General features: G+C 51.0%; 15 protein-coding genes. 12 read left to right on the plus strand and 3 right to left on the minus strand.

What is annotated here, in order from left to right; all coding sequences use genetic code 11:
• On the plus strand, positions 1-516 hold a 516-nt coding region (locus BSZ32_RS17960), incomplete at its 5' end, for a substrate-binding domain-containing protein (protein ID WP_206018901.1).
• 23 nt (positions 517-539) lie between these two features.
• On the opposite strand, the gene BSZ32_RS17965 is transcribed toward BSZ32_RS17960, so the two are convergent.
• Positions 540-1,157, minus strand: coding sequence for a flavin reductase family protein (locus tag BSZ32_RS17965; protein WP_105044689.1), 618 nt, complete (start codon positions 1,155-1,157; stop codon positions 540-542).
• 47 nt (positions 1,158-1,204) lie between these two features.
• Positions 1,205-4,897, minus strand: coding sequence for an ATP-dependent RNA helicase HrpA (hrpA, locus tag BSZ32_RS17970; RefSeq protein ID WP_105044690.1), 3,693 nt, complete (start codon positions 4,895-4,897; stop codon positions 1,205-1,207).
• A 216-nt stretch (positions 4,898-5,113) separates the two neighbouring features.
• Here hrpA and BSZ32_RS17975 point away from each other — a divergent pair, with 216 nt between their 5' ends.
• From BSZ32_RS17975 to BSZ32_RS18010, 9 genes are all read left to right on the plus strand, one after another.
• Positions 5,114-6,067: an SGNH/GDSL hydrolase family protein gene (locus BSZ32_RS17975; RefSeq protein WP_105044691.1), complete on the plus strand. Its 954-nt coding sequence runs from the start codon at positions 5,114-5,116 to the stop codon at positions 6,065-6,067.
• Positions 6,068-6,096: 29 nt separating this feature from the next.
• Entirely contained in the window at positions 6,097-6,789 is a 693-nt protein-coding gene (gene creB / locus BSZ32_RS17980; protein WP_105044692.1) for a two-component system response regulator CreB, read from the plus strand.
• On the plus strand, positions 6,779-8,230 hold the full coding sequence (creC, locus tag BSZ32_RS17985) for a two-component system sensor histidine kinase CreC (RefSeq protein ID WP_105044693.1): 1,452 nt from the start codon (positions 6,779-6,781) through the stop codon (positions 8,228-8,230). Before creB ends, creC begins: the two co-directional genes overlap by 11 nt.
• Before the next feature lie 43 nt (positions 8,231-8,273).
• The gene (gene modA / locus BSZ32_RS17990) at positions 8,274-9,098 is read left to right on the plus strand and encodes a molybdate ABC transporter substrate-binding protein (RefSeq protein WP_105044694.1); all 825 of its coding nucleotides are present in this window, start codon (positions 8,274-8,276) and stop codon (positions 9,096-9,098) included.
• A complete protein-coding gene (locus tag BSZ32_RS19495; RefSeq protein ID WP_206018902.1) occupies positions 9,099-9,467 on the plus strand; it encodes a hypothetical protein in 369 nt (122 codons plus the stop codon).
• Positions 9,464-9,943, plus strand: a complete 480-nt coding sequence (locus tag BSZ32_RS19500) for an ABC transporter permease subunit (protein WP_206018903.1) — start codon at positions 9,464-9,466, stop codon at positions 9,941-9,943. Before BSZ32_RS19495 ends, BSZ32_RS19500 begins: the two co-directional genes overlap by 4 nt.
• A 366-nt stretch (positions 9,944-10,309) precedes the next feature.
• Positions 10,310-10,942 (plus strand): ABC transporter ATP-binding protein, encoded by a 633-nt coding sequence (locus BSZ32_RS18000; protein WP_105044695.1) that lies wholly within the window; start codon positions 10,310-10,312, stop codon positions 10,940-10,942.
• 302 nt (positions 10,943-11,244) lie between these two features.
• Positions 11,245-14,733, plus strand: a complete 3,489-nt coding sequence (locus BSZ32_RS18005) for a class I SAM-dependent DNA methyltransferase (RefSeq protein WP_105044696.1) — start codon at positions 11,245-11,247, stop codon at positions 14,731-14,733.
• Positions 14,734-14,736: 3 nt separating this feature from the next.
• Positions 14,737-15,486, plus strand: coding sequence for a DUF2971 domain-containing protein (locus tag BSZ32_RS18010; RefSeq protein ID WP_105044697.1), 750 nt, complete (start codon positions 14,737-14,739; stop codon positions 15,484-15,486).
• A gap of 67 nt (positions 15,487-15,553) precedes the next feature.
• Here BSZ32_RS18010 and BSZ32_RS18015 read toward each other — a convergent pair whose 3' ends face one another.
• Entirely contained in the window at positions 15,554-15,874 is a 321-nt protein-coding gene (locus BSZ32_RS18015; RefSeq protein WP_105044698.1) for a hypothetical protein, read from the minus strand.
• A gap of 416 nt (positions 15,875-16,290) precedes the next feature.
• Between BSZ32_RS18015 and BSZ32_RS19505 the strand changes: the two genes are divergently transcribed.
• Entirely contained in the window at positions 16,291-17,034 is a 744-nt protein-coding gene (locus tag BSZ32_RS19505) for a type I restriction enzyme subunit R domain-containing protein (RefSeq protein WP_206018904.1), read from the plus strand.
• The gene (locus tag BSZ32_RS19510; protein ID WP_240610683.1) at positions 17,009-17,644 is read left to right on the plus strand and encodes a type I restriction endonuclease subunit R, EcoR124 family; all 636 of its coding nucleotides are present in this window, start codon (positions 17,009-17,011) and stop codon (positions 17,642-17,644) included. Before BSZ32_RS19505 ends, BSZ32_RS19510 begins: the two co-directional genes overlap by 26 nt.
• Positions 17,645-17,725 lie beyond the last annotated feature (81 nt).

Here is a 17,725-nt window from a genome sequence, read left to right on the forward strand (position 1 = left end):
GGTTTAATAGTGATTAATAAGTTGGTCGAATACGGTCACCAACGCATCGTATTACTAGTGCGCGAGGAGCGCCGCAAACCCCACCCAGGATTACCCGAGCGCTTCTTCCTCGAACAGCTTCAGGCGCATGGCATCCAAACGGGTCCCTACAACATTCCAGATTGGAAAGACACGCCGGAAGGCCTCGAACAATGCCTCAACAAGCTCTTTGCGCACACACCTCCAACGGCCCTATTGGTTGGAGACCCGGTTACCTTTCATGCGATCCAAACCAATTTGGGGCGCCTAGGAATCAATGCCCCCGAAAACATCTCTCTCTACTGCAACGACTACAACGAAAGCTTTGAATGGTGCCGTCCATCCATCGCCCACCTCAGCTGGGATTATCGCCCGACCATTCGCCGTGTCATGCAATGGATCAAAAACGTCTCCCAAGGACACGAGGACAAGAAGAAGAAGAGCTACACCAAGGCGGTTTTCAGTGAAGGCGCCAGCATTGGCCCCGTGCCTCGATAACTAGAATACCAGCCACTGGGGTTTTAACTGCTAGGTTTGCTTATTTGTATGCGGTCTCTGGTGCGGGTGTACCAGTCGGGGCTGGCCATGCGGCCTATGGGCGCGTAATTAGAGCCGTTATCTAATAACCGTCCTGTTTCGGCATCGATCACACCGTCGCGTACGTGCACACGGTGGACAGTTCCGACAACGAGCCTGTTGCCACCAATTTCAAGAGTTGTGTGCTCACGGCATTCTAGCGCAACTGGAGCTTCGACGATTCTGGGGACGGACACCACTGAGGATGCTTGGGTTGTGAATCCGACATGGTCGATTTCACTTTCTTCTGGCATCAAGCCCGCGGAGCATCCGACCATTTGTTGGGCTATTGCTTCATCGACCATATGCACGACAAACTCGCGGCTGCGGCGGATATTCCGAGCTGTGTCTTTTGGTATTCCAGACTCTTTGTTGCCTGGGGCCACGACAACCATCGGCGGCTCGCTACCGAAAACATTGAAAAATGAAAATGGTGCAGCATTCACCACTCCTGACTCGTTAATCGTTGTGATTAGAGCGATCGGCCGTGGTGTCACCAAGCCCGCCAAAATTCCATACGCCATGTCTGCATGACGTCCATCTAGATCAAATTCAATTGCCATGGAAGACTACTAAGTCATCTTCCCCCTATTCGCCAACTTCTAAACTGTTAAACCGTCACGCCGAGTTCGCTGAGTAGTGACTTTATCTTCTTTTCGCTGATGAACCCTGGCATTGATATGTTGGGAGCGAAAAGGGTGACTCGGAGAGCTTCTAACGCATAGCCGGCTTCGATGAGGCCGCAATCGGCGGGGCGATTTTTCATGTGATCATGCCACGGTAGGTAGATCTTGAGAATGCGGTCCATTTTCTCGAGGTCCTTGTTGACTGGGTTTGCTTTGAGGCGATTTACCCGCTCAAGTATCGCGCTGAAGAAGACCTTGTAGTTGAGCAATGATTGCCAGCCTGCTTGAGTTGCGAAACCAGCGCGCAGGAGCCAATCGATTTGCTCTTGGATGTCTTCGGCAATTTCGTCGTAGTTAGGGTTTGAGCTATTGGTCTCGAGCCATGCAACCACTTCTCTGTAGTTAGAAATAGCGGATGCTAGAGCATCACATAAATTTTCAGCATGCACGAAGAGATCTCCACGACCATTGTCTGCTAGAGTTTCAAATGTCGATTGATCTCGCGGCATGCTCTTAGCGAAACTGCCCCGGACAACACAGCGTAGCAATTCGGATTGACTGACCCCCTTCCCTCCCAACAAAGGGAGGTACATTTTAGCGTCCATGCTCAGCGGCATTTTTTTACTGACGTATTTTGCGTGGTCGGTATTACGGAAAAGGAAGAATCGGACACAACCAGCTAAATGGCTGGTATCGGCTTGACGTTTGTCGGTGAAGACCTTCACGCTCACTCCATTGCCATCGTCGACTAGGGCTGGGTAACCTATACCACGTGGAGTCTCTACCCTTTCAGGTAAATCGCCACAGTCCCAGCTGCGCATGTCTTGGAAATCGTATTCTGCTCCAGTTTCTTCCTCAAATCGCTCAGTCATTTGGTCGCGCAGCGCATCACGTAATTCGCAAGCATCGTAGCCAATGGCTAGTTCATTTCCATCATCGTCACAGACCCATATCTTGGTGCGTAGCTCATCAGATAACTTATCGATTTGAAACATGTTAGGCTCAATTCTCACGCGTGTTCTATCGCATAAAAACTCAGCCAACTCAGAATAAAGACCCTGACTGGGAGTTCGGCAGCACCACTCGTCGGCAAATGCTTGGGCAGTGTGAGCCGCTGGATTACAGGCGATCCGAAGAGGTTTAGGCAACGACTTTATCAAGATGGTGACACGCTCATAGAGCTGCCCCATCACTCCCCATTCTGCAAGCCACTCAGGGAAATTGACTAATTGGTCGATGTGCGCACCGATAGTGACGCCGTCATCGGACTCACCGGGAGCGACTCGGTAATAGACCGGGTAGACTTCCTCATCAAAATAGATTTCATCTGGATAGAGACTCGAATCAGGCAGTTCGCCGTAGACAAATTCCTCCACCTTTGGATCGAGAGCGTCGGGGTGCTTAGTCATCCAGCGCCAGAACTGTTTGGCCGTGCACATGTCTGCGGGAAGCTGTTGCTCGAAGTACTCGACAACCGACTCCTCACTCCAGATTCCGTCGCGACGGCGTAGCTTCACTTCTAGACTGGCGATTTCCTCACGAAATCCCTCGATCGTAGCGAGGGCGTCAGGATTATTCTTCATGCCTCCAGCTAGCAAGCCTTCACGAATAAAGACTCCACGTGCGGCTTGTGGGTCGATCTTACCAAAATGAACATTGCGGTTATCAATGATTGTGAGGCCAGCGCAAACAACAATCTCTTTGGCATAGACCGCGCCTTGCTTCTTGTCCCACACTGCCGAGTGATAGCGGCTGCGACAGAGCTGCGGCGCCACTTCCTCTAACCACAATGGATCGAGCTTTGCGACACGGCGCGCCCAGAGACGTGTGGTATCGACCATTTCGTAGCCAATGACCCACTCGAGTGGCTTCTTCTTTCCGAATAGCCCAGAGCCGGGGAAAATGGCAAACTCAAGCCCGCCGCCACTTTTGTAAGTGCGTTTTTCTTTCTCATAGAGTCCGATCTGCCGGGGCATTCCACTGAGCAATGACTTGTGGATCTGATCGTAGTCTAACGAATACGCCTCATTGGTATTAAGAATGTGGCTGTGCCAGCGGAAGGCCTCGCGACCTAACACGGCTAGCTCGTGGTGGAGATTCCCCCACTCTAGCACCCTTCTGAAATTTAAGAACTTCTGTCGGCAAAACTTCCTCAGCTGGTTTTGCTTCCACTTTCTACCATCCTTGAATTGGTGGAGGTCGACCCAGAGATGAATCAACGACATGAAATCTGAGTCCACGTCTTGCCATTTCTGATGAACGGCATCGGCTTCTTTAGCCTTTTCCGCCGGACGTTCGCGAGGGTCCATGATGCTCAAGCCACTGACGATAACCAGCATCGCATCCAGACAGCCACGGTGGCGCGACTCTAGTAACATTTTGCCCAAGCGTGGCTCCACCGGAATGCGGCCAATCATGGCGCCAGTCTTGGTTAACTCATGGTCGCCATCGAGGGCATTTATTTCGCGCAGTGTGCGGTAGCCTTCGTTGATGTGCTTACTCGATGGTGGGTCGAGGAAGGGAAAATCCTCGATTGCAGCCAGCCCGAGTGATTTCATCCGAAGGATCACCCCTGCGAGTGATGAACGCCTGATCTCTGGGTCGGTAAATTCTGAACGTTCATCAAAATCATCTTCCTCATAGAGACGCACACAGACACCTTCACTGACTCGACCACATCGGCCTTTGCGCTGGTTGGCACTCGCTTGTGATGTTTTCTCTATCTGTAGACGCTGGACCTGACGGGCTGGGCTCCAACGGCTCACGCGGGCGACCCCAGTGTCCACCACGTAGACGATGCCTGGAATGGTCAGGGAAGTTTCCGCGACATTGGTAGCCAGTATCACTCTGCGGCTTCTGCCATTTGGACTGAAAACTTCTTGTTGCTCATTTAAACCCAGCCTAGCAAACAATGGTAAGATTTTAGTCCCGCCCCAGTTGCGTCCATCTAGCACATCCGCACACTCGCGGATCTCGCGCTCGCCAGGTAGAAAGACTAGAATGTCTCCACTGCGGTCCGTTCTAGAAATCCATTCGATCGCGCGGGCGACGTGTCGGGCCGAGTCTTCGGTATTTTCTTTTGGTAAATAGTGGGTCTCTACGGGAAAGGTCCGGCCCTCGACGTGAATCACTGGAGCCTTATTAAAGAACTCTGAGAAGCCACCGGCATCGAGTGTGGCTGAAGAAATGAGCACTTTGAGATCTGGTCGGCGAGCCATCAGGATCTTCAAATAACCTAAGAGGAAATCGATATTGAGGCTGCGCTCGTGCGCTTCATCAATGATCAGCACGCTGTATTGCTTGAGCTCGGGATCTCCTTGAGTCTCGGCGAGCAGGATACCGTCGGTCATGAACTTCACACGCGTCGACTTGCATGTGTTGTCTTGGAAACGAACTTGGTAGCCCACCTCTTGCCCTAGGCTGACAGCCATTTCTTCGGCTACGCGTTTTGAGACGCTGGCTGCAGCTAGTCGCCTTGGTTGGGTACAACCGACACGTCCACGCATTCTTTTTTCCTGAATGTACTCGAGAGCCATTTTAGGAAGCTGCGTTGTTTTACCCGAGCCCGTGTCGCCCACGACGACGGTGAGTTGATTTTCGTGAAGAGATTTTAGAATCGCTTCACGCTCCCTGCTGACGGGTAAATCCGGGTACTTTAGCGCTAATACAGTCTGCATAATGTGCGCCGCCAGATGGCACCAAATTTCTTGAAAGTTCAAGGACTAAGCCGCTGTATTACTACACTGATACCACAGATGTGACTATGCCCGACCACCAAGCAAGCCCACTTAATTTATTGTGGTGCGGCCTGAACCACACTATGACAAAGCCATATAGCGGCTAAATACCCCCACCAAGCTCATGACACCTTTCCCTACCTCCACATCTATCTAATGAAGTTAGCTCTACAGATCATCCTCCTCTGCCTGTTACCCACCAATCTGATGGCGGGAGCAAGCCAAGATTCTAGAGCGCACCGCAAGCTTCTTGTACATGCCGACCGGATTGTCTTCTTAGGAGACTCCATCACCTACAGTGGTGGCTACGTCGCAAACTTTGAAACTTGGCTAAAGTCGCTCTATAGCCGCCGCAACATTGACGTCATCAATCTTGGTTTGCCCTCTGAGACAGTCTCAGGGCTTTCCGAAGACGGCCATGCTGGCGGTAGATTCCCTCGTCCAGACTTGTTTACGCGACTCGACTCAGTACTGAGCAAGTCCAAGCCGTCGCTCATCTTTGCCAGCTATGGAATGAACTGCGGCATCTACCAAGCCTTCGACCAAGAGCGCTTTTCTGCCTACAAACAAGGCATTGAGAGATTGAAGAATAAAGCAGAGGCTGCTGGAGCAAAGATCGTCTTCATCACCCCTACCCCATATGACTCACACGGCAAAGCTCATCCTTACGTGGGAGTTCTCGATAAATACAGTGAGTGGTTAGTGAGCCGCCGCGGCGATGGCTGGATGGTGATCGATCTACACAGCCACATGCTGGCGGCGTTAGAGGAAGCCAAAAAGGCAAACCCTAGCTTCACCTATCAAAAAGACAAAGTCCACCCGAACACTCAAGGTCACTGGGTAATGACTCAGCCCATCCTTCAATGGTTTGGTGACACCCCATCATCCAGAGCTAGTTCCGTCACCGAAGTCATCAACCTGCACAAACTACCAGCAGGAATAAAGCCACTGATTCAAAAGAGAATGGAGCTCAAGCGATCCGCCTGGCTGACACACACTGGCCACACCCGACCAGGCGTCAAAGCTGGACTTCCTCTCGATAAAGCTAAAATTGAGGAGAAGAAACTCAACAGAGAAATCAATCGCTTGGTAAAACTCTCTGGTCAGTAGAGTAAAAGTATCTAGTTTCTCTGTCAGGTATGGCAGCAGCACACATTCTCATCGTTGAAGACGAACTCTCGATAGCAGAGAACCTCATCTACGCTCTCGAAACGGAGAACTTCTCCACCACACATCTCTCTATCGGAGCGACAGTTGTAGAGACCCTCAAAACTTCTCACTTCGACTTGGTTGTCCTAGATGTCGGGCTTCCCGACATTATGGGTTTTGATGTCTGTAGGGAAATTCGCAGCTTTAGTTCAATTCCGATCCTCTTTCTCACTGCGCGCAATTCAGAGATCGACCATGTTCTCGGTCTCGAACTCGGCGCTGATGACTACGTCACAAAGCCATTCAGCCCACGTGAACTCGCCGCCAGAATCCGGGCTATCCTGCGACGCAGCTCTGAAAAAAAACCTGAGGTTATCAGTAAATCGCTACTCGAACACGACTCAAGCGCTATGCGCATCAACTGTGCTGGAGCCTTGTTAGATCTCACAGCACACGAATATAAATTGCTGGCAACATTCATGTCACAGCCTGGTCGCACCTTCACCCGTGACCAACTGCTAGAGCGAGCTTGGGAAGATCCAGGTTCAGCGATGGATCGCACTGTCGATGCCCACATCAAGTCCCTCCGAGCAAAATTACGCGATGCCTCTGAGCATTGTACTGAGGTCATCCAGACTCGTAGAGGGCTAGGCTACTGCTACCACTCCCCCGATGAAGTTTAACCTCAAAGCCCCCATGCGGATCACCCGCATCGTTGTATTCCTAGTCGTCTACATTACAGGCTTAGGATTCTACTCGCTTTACCGGAACCTAACATCCGAGCTTGAAGATCAAACTTTCCAAGCAACAGAAGAATCTCTGGTAGATACAGCTCACATCTTTGCAGCTCAACTAGAGAGTCAACTTTCTGAGACTGACAAAATTCCTTATCAGAGCATACACCAAGCATTAACTAAAGCCAAAGAGCACCAATTCAAGGCCAACATCTTTGGTATGGAGAAGACTCAGATAGGTTGTAACTTCTACATCACTGGAGCCGACGGGATTATCATCCACGACTCCTCTCACCCAGAACGAATCGGCAAAAACTTTTCCCTCTACAACGATGTGCTGTTAGCACTGAAGGACGAATACGCAGTGCGTTCCTCACGTGACGACGAAGACAACTCGAAGAGCTCGGTGCTCTATGTCGCAGCTCCTATCAAAAATGCGGAGGAGGACATCGTAGGAGTCATTTCCGTCTACAAGGCACAAAACGATCTACGCCCCTTCATTGACAAGCGTCATCGCTCCATCCTTATCTCGCTTGCACTGATCGGCACTGGTATTGCCGCTTTTACCATCGCTGTTTTCATCTGGTTATTCAGACCATTGGGGAGACTCACCAATTACGCCCGAGCTATCACCCGTGGCGAACGCCCGCAATACCCAAAACTTGGTAAAGGTCGGGAAGCTAACACCCTGGGTAAAGCCCTCCGTGACATGCGAGCATCCCTCGATGGTCGACGCTACATGGAGCAATACACCCAGATGCTAACACATGAGTTAAAAAGCCCACTGGCAGCGATTCAAGGAGCCTCAGAGCTATTAGAGGAAGACATGCCTGACCATCAGCGTGATAAATTTCTTAGGAACATTCGTCAGGAGACCCAGCGCTCGACCGATATTATTGACGGACTACTCAAGCTCTCACATCTAGAAGCAAAGGATTCATTACTCCAACGACAGCCCATTGTCGTAAGCAGCCTTTTTTCTGAGGTGAATGAATTTGTCAAAACTCGGCTAACCACGAAACAGCTCACACTTGAAATCTGCTGTCCGGAGACTTTGAAAACTCATGGTGATGCCATGATGCTGGAAACCGCTCTGGTGAACTTGCTAGAAAACGCGATCGAGTTTTCCCCCGAAAAATCGGTGATCCACCTCAGTGCCTCTGAGTCAGATGGAAAAATCGTGCTATCGGTCATGGATCACGGTCCTGGTCTCGCACCATTCGTTAAAGAACGCGCATTCGAGCACTTCTTCTCGATGCGTGAGAACAGTAAAGGTAGCGGACTCGGACTCGTATTTGTCAAAGAAGTAGCCAAACTACACGCGGGCTCCGTCAGCCTAGAGAACCACCACAGTGGCGGAGCTGTCGCAAGCATCACTCTACCTCGATAAAAAAGCTTAAAACACCCCACTCTTTGCAGATTTCCGCTAACACATGAAAAAGCCATTGATCATCTTCCTTGGGCTGATTGCAGTCCTCGTGCTTTGCCTTATTGCACTCAGTCAACGCGAAAAATCCGATTCCTCAGACCACTCACCAGCAGACACTCTCACCCTCTATTGCGCAGCTGGATTGCGCAATCCAGTTAGTGACATCATCGATCAATACACCAGTGAAACCGGTCGTAAGGTCACTGTCATCTACAATGGGTCTGGAGCCTTGCTCTCACAGATTCAACTAGGCAAAGGTGACCTGTACCTCCCAGCTAACATTTTCTACATCAGAGAAGCACAGAAACTGGGACTCGCCGCTGACGAAACTATCCCAGTAAGCTACCTCACCGCCAAGATCATTGTCCGAAAAAACAACACCAGCATCCAGAGCCTCGACGACCTAACCAAACCTGGGGTCCGCATTTCTTTCGCTAACAAGTCAGCCGCCATTGGCAAATTCACCCGGAGAATTCTCACAGAAAATGGTCTTCTAAAAAATATAGAAGCCAATATCATCGTCACTAAACCAACGGTCAACAGCATCATCCAGGACGTCACAATCGGTAGTGCCGACGCCACCATTGCATGGGGTGCTTTAGCAGAAAACTCACCCGAACTACGCACCATTGAAGTACCCATCTTTACTGCTCAAAAAAGCCACGCCAGCATCACGCTACTCAGATCCACAAGAAACCAAGCCAAGGCCATGCACTTAGCACGCTATATCTCAGCGAATGACAAAGGCCTAGAGACCTTCAAATCCTATGGTTTTGAAACTCACTCACCAACGAAGGATAAAAAAGAGCTTCCTAAACCATCACTCTAAATGGAAAAAAACGCCTCCATGCAACAAAGCAAGCCAAGCACACCTCAGCTGAAATCTGATCGGCCCTTCCTCGTTGGGCTCTTCGGCTTCACTTTGCTTTATGTTGCGCTGATCGCCTTGTTAGTAGTAGCCAATGCCAGCTACATCACCTGGGATAAACTGGTGGAGGCGATCACTAGCGACGCCATTCAGCAATCACTCACCCTCACCTTCCTCACCTGCACGGTCACCGCTATTCTCTCAGTCATTTTTGCGGTTCCCATTGGCTACACACTCTCGCGCTTCAACTTTCGCGGCCGCACCTTGTTAGACACCGTACTAGATATCCCCATCATCCTCCCCCACTCGTTGTTGGGCTCAGCCTGTTGATTCTGTTTAACTCCTTTCCCACCCGCGATAGTTCATTGGAAAACTGGCTCAACGCCCACGGCATGCATGTCACCTTCCACATTCCCGCCATCATCCTCGCCCAGTTTACTGTGGCCGCAGCCTTCGCAGTGCGAAGCATGAAAAATACTTTTGATCAAATCTCTCCACGCGCGGAAATGGTAGCCCTCACCCTCGGCTGCAACCGCTCCCAGGCCTTCTGGCGCATCACACTCCCCCAAGCCGGCCGAGGCGTTCTCTCAGCGGGCGTTCTAGCCTGGGCACGCGCCCTTGGTGAGTTTGGCCCGATCCTCGTCTTCGCCGGAGCCACACGCGGCCGTACCGAAGTCCTCGCCACCTCGGTCTTCCTAGAAATCAACATTGGCAACCTAGGCGGTGCGGCTGCTGTCTCCCTCCTACTCATCACCCTCGCCGTCACCACCATCCTCATCATCCGAATCGCCGGAGACCGGAAGTAACTCTCGGCCAGCGGTCACTGTCACCACTTGCTATCTTTCGCCTTCAACTTTAGTATCACCCCATGGAAACAGCTCAAAAACTCCGGGAATCCCGCTCCCGCAACTTGTTGCATCGCTCAGATCAAGCTGTGAAGCAGCTGCGCGTTTTCAAGGAGGTTTTACCTATTACACCGAAGAACTCGGAATCTTCCGAACCTTCGCCAAACAAAACAATCTCTTCCTCACCCAAGCGCCAGCAGAGTTAGCCACACACACGTCACATGAAAGTATAATACGTTTCCTCGTCCGAAACAAATTTTGTCAATTTTGAGAAATTCTGAAATTCTGTATAAAAAAACTCCTTCACTTTAAAAACATAAAACCACAGTGTTAACAGTCCAACAACTCTCCATCAAATCAGGCAGCTTTGAACTCAATTCCATCAGCTTTGATGTTCCAACCGGTGCTTGCGTTGCCCTCATGGGCACCAGTGGATCTGGTAAAACAACCATCATGGAAGCCATTTGCGGACTCCGCCAGATCACTGCTGGTAAGATTATGTTAGATGGCCGCGACATTACCAAGCTGCCACCCGGAGCTCGCCACGTGGCACTGGTACCACAAGATAACGTCCTCTTCCCCCACCTCAGTGTTCGCGACCACCTTGCCTTCGGCCCCAGTATCCAAAAATGGAGCAGCGCCGACACCAAGCTCCGGGTCGAAGAGCTCGCTGAAAGCCTCGGCATCACCCACTTACTAGACCGTGGACCAGACAAGCTTTCAGGTGGTGAATCCAAACGCGTCGCCCTCGGCCGTGCCCTTGCCACCCGCCCGTCATTGCTCTGCCTAGACGAAGCCCTCACCGGCCTAGACGACGACACCCACGCCGAAATCCTCGACGTCATCAAGTCGCACATCAGCAAAGAGAACATCACCACCCTCCACATCACCCACTCCCTCAGAGAAGCCGAAGAACTAGCCGATCAAGTGATTCAGATGGCAGAGCTGCGGTCCAATTAAGAATGAGGAAAGTTGCCACGCTAAAGCCGTGCATGGCTGAAGGCCATACTCACGCGGTGACGAGCTACACAACCCCATGCTCTTCCCCTTTCCTTTACGACCCACAAGCGTACACCACGGCCGTCTAAATCAATCTTAGTTAGACACTTACGGCAGAACCCAACTCTGCAACCACAAGCCCCCATAAAAAAAGGCTATAAGTGCCCCCTATTTTACGTATTCTCTGCTCATTCGTGTGAAGAATTACTCTTAAATTCTAGCTCTCACACCTCCCTTTCACCACTCCTACGTTCCACCTTTTTATGTCCTCCTCTTCTTCAGTCGAAACATTCATCTCCCGCTGGCAAAATTCCGGAGCCGCCGAGCGCTCCAACTACGCCCTCTTCATCTCCGAACTATGTGACCTACTCGAAGTCGAGCGTCCGCAGCCGTCCTCTGAGCACAACAACCAGAACGACTACGTCATCGACCGCGCCTTCACCCGCAAGGACAAAGACGACAACAACTCCACCGTCTACCTAGATCTCTACAAGCGCGGCCACTTCGTGCTCGAAACCAAGCAAGGCTCAAACGAATCAGGCGGAAAAGTCGGCCACGGCAAGCGCGGAACCAAGGGCTGGGACAAAGCACTAGACAAAGCCTACCACCAAGCCCGCGCCTACATCCGCGATCTGCCCGCCGAGCACGGACGCCCACCCTTCCTTATCGTCGCCGACGTCGGCCATTGTTTCGACGTCTACGCCGAGTTCACTGGCACAGGCGGCACCTATCTAGCCTACCCTAACCCAGCCAAGCGCCGCATCTTCCTAGAAGACCTCAAGCAGCCCGAGACCCGCGAGCTACTCAAGACCATCTGGAGCACCCCGCACAAACTCGATCCCTCCAAGCACGCCGCCAAGGTCACCCGCGAAGTAGCCGACACCCTCGCCTTACTCGCCACCTCTCTGGAAAAGGAAAACCACGACCCGCAGACCATCGCCACCTTCCTCCAGCGCATCCTCTTCACCCTCTTCGCCGAGGACATCGGCCTACTTCCTGAAAAAGCCTTTGAGAATCTCCTCATCAGCATCAAGGACACGCCTAAAGGCTTCCCCGTCATGGTCTCCAGCCTCTGGAATGAAATGGCAACTGGCACCGAGTTCTCCACCATCCTTCACAAAGAAATCGCCTACTTCAATGGCGGGCTCTTCGACAACCCCACAGCCCTCCCGCTCGACACCCCACAGATAGAACTCATCATCCACGCTGCCAAGCAAGACTGGACAGAGGTCGAGCCTGCCATCTTCGGAACCCTGCTAGAGCGAGCCCTCGATCCAACGGAGCGGCACAAGCTAGGTGCCCACTACACCCCGCGCTCCTACGTCGATCGCCTGATCGAGCCCACCCTGATGCAGCCGCTTCGCGAAAATTGGGATGCCGTAAAGACCGCCGCGGCATTGCTCCACGATGCTAACAAGGACGACAAAGCACGTGAAGAAATCGAGAACTTCCACCGCCAGCTCTGCGCTATCCGCGTGCTCGATCCCGCCTGTGGATCTGGAAATTTTCTTTACGTAGCACTCGCCCGCATGAAAGAACTAGAGGCCGAGGTGCTCGACCTGCTCGACGCCCTCGGTGGCAACCGCACCCTAGAGATGGATTCGTTCAAAGTCCGCCCCGACCAATTCCTCGGTCTAGAGATCAACGAACGCGCCTGCGCCATCGCCCAGCTCGTTCTCTGGATCGGCTACTTCCAGTGGCATCACAAGACCACAGGCACCGCCGATACCAACGACCGCCCACTACTGCCAAAGCAACAAACCATCTCCCACAAGGACGCCGTGCTCGACTACGACGCGCAAATCCCACGCACCGATCCCGACACTGGCGAGTTCCTCACCATCTGGGACGGCCGCACCACCAAGCCCCACCCCGTCACTGGTAAAGAAGTCCCCGACGAAACCGCCCGCAAGCCTCTCTACGACTACACCAACCCACGCCGCACCGAGTGGCCACAGGCCGAGTATATTGTTGGTAATCCGCCATTCCTCGGAAACAAACGTATGCGCGAAGGATTAGGCGATGGCTATGTCGAGGCGCTGCGTACAGCGTGGAAAAAACACAAAGCAGGGTCTTGGGACTTCGTCATGTTTTGGTGGCACCAAGCCGCCGAACTCGCACGCGATGGAAAGACTAATCAATTTGGATTCATCACCACCAACTCGATCCACCAGACGTTCAACCGCCGCTGTGTCGAAGCGTTTCTCAATAACGACAAAAAACCGACCTCCATCACCTTCGCTATTCCTGATCATCCGTGGGTGGATTCGGCTGATGGAGCCGCTGTGAGAATTGCCATGAGTGTTGCAAAACACGGCAATGCTATAGGTGTCATAAAAAATGTCTCTAGTGAGGAAGAGCTAAGCTCCGGTGAGATTGAAATACTCTTCTCTAGGAAAAAGGGTAAAGTCCTAGCAAACCTGAAGATCGGGGCTCATACATCTTCCGCCTATAGCTTAAAGAGCAATGAAATTTTGTCAGGTCAAGGCGTCATCGTGCTTGGCGAAGGTTTCCAGCTCTCCCAGTCCGAGGCTGACTCTTTTAAAATAGCTCACCCAAACAGCGCGCATCTCATAAAGCGATACATGAATGGCAGTGACCTTGTGAGAGTGTCCAGAAACCTCAGGATAATCGACCTTCACGGACTGACCGAAAAACAGGTCACTGAACACCCATTAATTTATCAGAGAGTCTATGATGAGGTTCGCCCTAAACGCCTTCAGATGAATGACAAACAACGTAGGGAAAAGTGGTGGTTATTTGGACGGAGTAATCAAATTCTGCGAAATGCTATTACGGGACTAGATCGATACATTGCTACTTGCCGCACAGCAAAACATAGAACTTTCACTTTCCTTACTGGAGACATCCTTCCAGATGCTAAAATCGTAGCAATCGGATCAGCAGATTCAGATGTATTATCTTCTCTCAGCAGCTCTATTCATTGTCTATGGGCACACCATACCGGTGCTTTTCTCGAAGATAGGCCAAATTACAATCACGCTGATTGTTTCAATAAATTCCCTTTCCCCGAGTTCCCCGACGGTGAGTTAAAAGAAACCCTCCGCACCCTCGGCGAGCAACTCGATGCCCACCGTAAGGCGCGCCAAGCCGAGCACCCCGATCTCACCCTCACTGGCATGTACAACGTACTAGAAAAACTGCGCAAAGAAGAACCTCTGACCGACAAAGACAAAGTCATCTACGACCATGGGCTTGTCACTCTGCTCAAGCAAATCCACGACGACATCGACGATGCCGTTGTGGAAGCCTACCGTAGAAGTGGCTTCCAGCCGCTTTCCAACTACCTCGACAACACAGCAAAGAGCCTAGATGGCTCTTCTACGGCTACGCCCATCGCCGACCGTCTCGCCCGTGGCGACGAAGCGCTAGAACAAGCCATCCTCCAGTCCCTTGTCGACCTCAACCACGAACGAGCTGCCGAAGAAGCCCAAGGAAAGATCCGCTACCTACGCCCCGACTTCCAAGACCCCGAGAACACCCAAGCAAGCACTTCTACCCAAACTCTGGAAACCGCCGACCTCAAGCTCGCCACCAAGAAAACCAAAACCACCAGCAAGCTGAAGTGGCCAAAGCCACTCCCCGAGCAAGTCACCATCATCAAAGACCTCTGTGCCACCCACGGCACCAACGCCGAAACTCTCTCCCAACTCTTCGGCCGCGCCTCAAAATCCCGCCACACCCAGATCGACCAGATCCTCCAAACCCTCACAGCCCTCGGCCAAATCTAAGCTATGTCAAAACGCAAAAAGAACAGAGACATCCCATCACCGGATACGATCTACCGGTATCTCGACCTTCAAGCAGGGCTGGCAACTCTTGAACAAAAAGAATTTAAAGTCAGCCGCTTAAGCCAATTGAATGATCCATTCGAGTGGCTACCTACAATCATTGATTGGCAGGACACAAAAAATTTAACTCCTCATGATATCGAATTGGCTCAGCGTGAGATGATGGCAACCATTGGTGAGCTGTTGGGAATCATTTGTTTTTCAGGCAGATCTGATCTCCCCGCCTTATGGGCACACTACGCACAAGAACACCAAGGAATTGCCATCGGAGTTTCAGCTAGTAGCCCATGTTTCTCAAGGGTTGATAACCCACCTAAACCGATTAATTATGATGATCGGAGAATCAAAATAAAATGGCGAGACCTATCCAGCAGCATTAACGGATCAAGTGCCAGCCCAGAGTTTAGCAAAGCACTTACGGACCTTGGATTTCGGAAGGGCGAGAACTGGGAATACGAGAATGAATACCGAGCTTTATTCCGATTAAAGGAATGCGAAACCGTCAAAAATGGAATGTATTTTGTAAAATCAGATGACACGTTTAAAATCACTGAGATCATCGTCGGCGCTAATTGTCGAGTTGACCCAGGCTATTTCAAAAAGAGTCTAGAGCTGCACGGTTATTCAAATGTGAAGGTATTTAAATCTAGATTAAGGAAAGACAAGCACCTCATGGAGAAAGTGCCTGTTTAAGATGAGCCAAAGCTGTGGTCTAAAATCACAAGCCTGACCCTAAGTCCACTTAGGCTTAGCGACTAATCTAGCTACACTTGGCGACAGCGTACCCCACAATAGCTCCAAATAAAATCTTCAATACATCCCACAAGCGATTAGACTTTTCACCTTCTTCGATCTTTTTGACTTCTAAATATTTGTTAGCTCTCTCTGTAAGTCCTAAAATGTATATCTCATTGTCGCTGTTAAGCTGTGGGTTTATAATGCCAATTTCCACCCACCCTTCTTTCTCTAAGCTAGCGGCTTCTTCATTAGATAAATCTACACCACCAACCGGCACTGGCTTGGTTTCAGGGCTGAGACGATCCAACTCAAACAACACTTTATGAAGTTTTTTTTCTTCCATTTAAATAACCTATCAATGGATAGAAAACAACTCTACTAAAAACACCAAGAAAGCCGAACACATAATAGAGGCCACCCCCCTAGTAAGTAGTATAATTTTAGAAACTAGAGTCCAGCCCAGTCGCTGAAAAACTAAGGCCTCATACACTATTAGACAGACTAACTGAGCTGCTCAAAGAAGTAGGAAAGACAAATTAACCCCAGAAAGAATCCAGCGCCTTGATGCCTTGAAATTTGTTTGGAGAGTGTAGTACTAGGGGGCTGTAGTACTAGGGGTCAGGCCTCCATTTTTGAGAATGTCCTCAAGTTCTCGGTGGAATATGTTGGACGCTACAAGCAGAAGGCTCATACACTATTAGACAGACTAACTGAGCTGCGATCAAGGACGAGAACGTCCTCAAGTTCTCAGTAGAATATGTGGGACGCTACAAGCAGAAGGCTGATTCCCCTAACAACGTCGACATCGAGGTCGAAGGAATCGACACCAAGGAGCTGATGGAGTCTCCAGCGCGACTCGAAAAAATCACCGACTACATTCTCGACCGCCACAAAGCCAAGACCAAGCACCCACAATTCAACGCGATGTTCTGCGTGAGTTCGGTGGACGTGCTGATCCAGTACTACCAGCTCTTCGCTAAGAAGAAGAAAGAAGGAAAACATAATCTCAAAATCGCCACGATCTTCAGCTACGCAGCCAATGAAGACGACAAAGATGCGGACGGCATTCTCGATGATGGTGGTGAAATCGTCGGTGGTGATGTGGGTAACAAACACACCAGAGAACACCTAGACAGCTTCATCAGCGAATACAATGGGATGTTCGGGACGAACTACTCGACCAAGGATTCCAAGTCGTTCTACGGCTATTACCAAGACATCGCCAAGAAGGTCAAAGCCAAGAAGGTCGACATCTTGCTAGTCGTGAACATGTTTCTCACTGGCTTCGACGCAAAGACACTCAACACGCTCTACGTCGACAAGAACCTTCGCTACCACGGACTGATCCAAGCGTACTCCCGCACCAACAGGATTCTCAACCAAGTGAAGTCACAGGGAAACATCGTGGTGTTCCGCAACCGTCGACGAAGAAGCCGAGCTTCAATTCATCAAAACTTTCCGCGAACTGATGAGGCTGATGAACACCCTCGAAAGCTACGCTGAATTTGATTCCGATGATCTAGCGATGACAGCTCAACGCTTTGCTGACTTCAAGAGCGCCTACCTCGACCTCTATGCCAAAGCAAAATCTGACACCGAGAAAGAGAAGGTCTCGATCCTCGACGATGTCGACTTCGAGCTTGAGCTGATCCACCGCGACGTGATCAACGTCCAATACATCCTCCAGCTCCTAGCCCAGCTCTATGACGCTGACGATGCCGAACAGAAAGCAATCAAGAAGCGTATTCTCGATGCTCTAGCAGGAGATCCAGAGCTACGCACCAAGAAGGAACTCATCGAAAAGTTCATCGAAACCACCCTCCCCACCATCACCAACGCCGCCGAAATCCCAGAGTGCTTCGAGGAGTACTGGGAACAAGAAAGGCGCAAGGCATTCGAGGAGCTAGTGAAGGAGGAGCAACTCAACGAAGACAAACTCGCCAAGGTGATCGAACGCTACGTCTACACAGGCAAAGAACCCCTCTCCAACCCCGACATCATCCAACTCATCGAGAAGAAGCTCAAGCTCAGCGAACGCAAACCGACAAGAGAACGTGTGCTAAGCAAAGTCATCGATTATGTGAGTACTTTCATCAAGGGAGTTGCTGCGTAGGCTCTATGGGAACACTAGACGGTCAATATTGCTCCCTGATCTTTCTATAAGGATCCTAACGCGCCGAACTCAGCAGTCTTC

Origin of the sequence: Rubritalea profundi (assembly GCF_002954445.1) — a bacterium.
Lineage (GTDB): Bacteria > Verrucomicrobiota > Verrucomicrobiia > Verrucomicrobiales > Akkermansiaceae > Rubritalea > Rubritalea profundi.

Excerpts from the sequence above, each read along its gene's own strand:
- BSZ32_RS19495 (WP_206018902.1), top strand. The coding sequence starts at position 9,099 with ATGGAAAAAAACGCCTCCATGCAACAAAGCAAGCCAAGCACACCTCAG.
- BSZ32_RS19510 (WP_240610683.1), top strand. The coding sequence starts at position 17,009 with ATGAACACCCTCGAAAGCTACGCTGAATTTGATTCCGATGATCTAGCG.
- BSZ32_RS18010 (WP_105044697.1), top strand. The coding sequence starts at position 14,737 with ATGTCAAAACGCAAAAAGAACAGAGACATCCCATCACCGGATACGATC.
- BSZ32_RS17965 (WP_105044689.1), bottom strand. The coding sequence starts at position 1,157 with ATGGCAATTGAATTTGATCTAGATGGACGTCATGCAGACATGGCGTAT.
- creC (WP_105044693.1), top strand. The coding sequence starts at position 6,779 with ATGAAGTTTAACCTCAAAGCCCCCATGCGGATCACCCGCATCGTTGTA.
- creB (WP_105044692.1), top strand. The coding sequence starts at position 6,097 with ATGGCAGCAGCACACATTCTCATCGTTGAAGACGAACTCTCGATAGCA.
- BSZ32_RS18005 (WP_105044696.1), top strand. The coding sequence starts at position 11,245 with ATGTCCTCCTCTTCTTCAGTCGAAACATTCATCTCCCGCTGGCAAAAT.
- hrpA (WP_105044690.1), bottom strand. The coding sequence starts at position 4,897 with ATGCAGACTGTATTAGCGCTAAAGTACCCGGATTTACCCGTCAGCAGG.
- modA (WP_105044694.1), top strand. The coding sequence starts at position 8,274 with ATGAAAAAGCCATTGATCATCTTCCTTGGGCTGATTGCAGTCCTCGTG.
- BSZ32_RS18015 (WP_105044698.1), bottom strand. The coding sequence starts at position 15,874 with ATGGAAGAAAAAAAACTTCATAAAGTGTTGTTTGAGTTGGATCGTCTC.
- BSZ32_RS17975 (WP_105044691.1), top strand. The coding sequence starts at position 5,114 with ATGAAGTTAGCTCTACAGATCATCCTCCTCTGCCTGTTACCCACCAAT.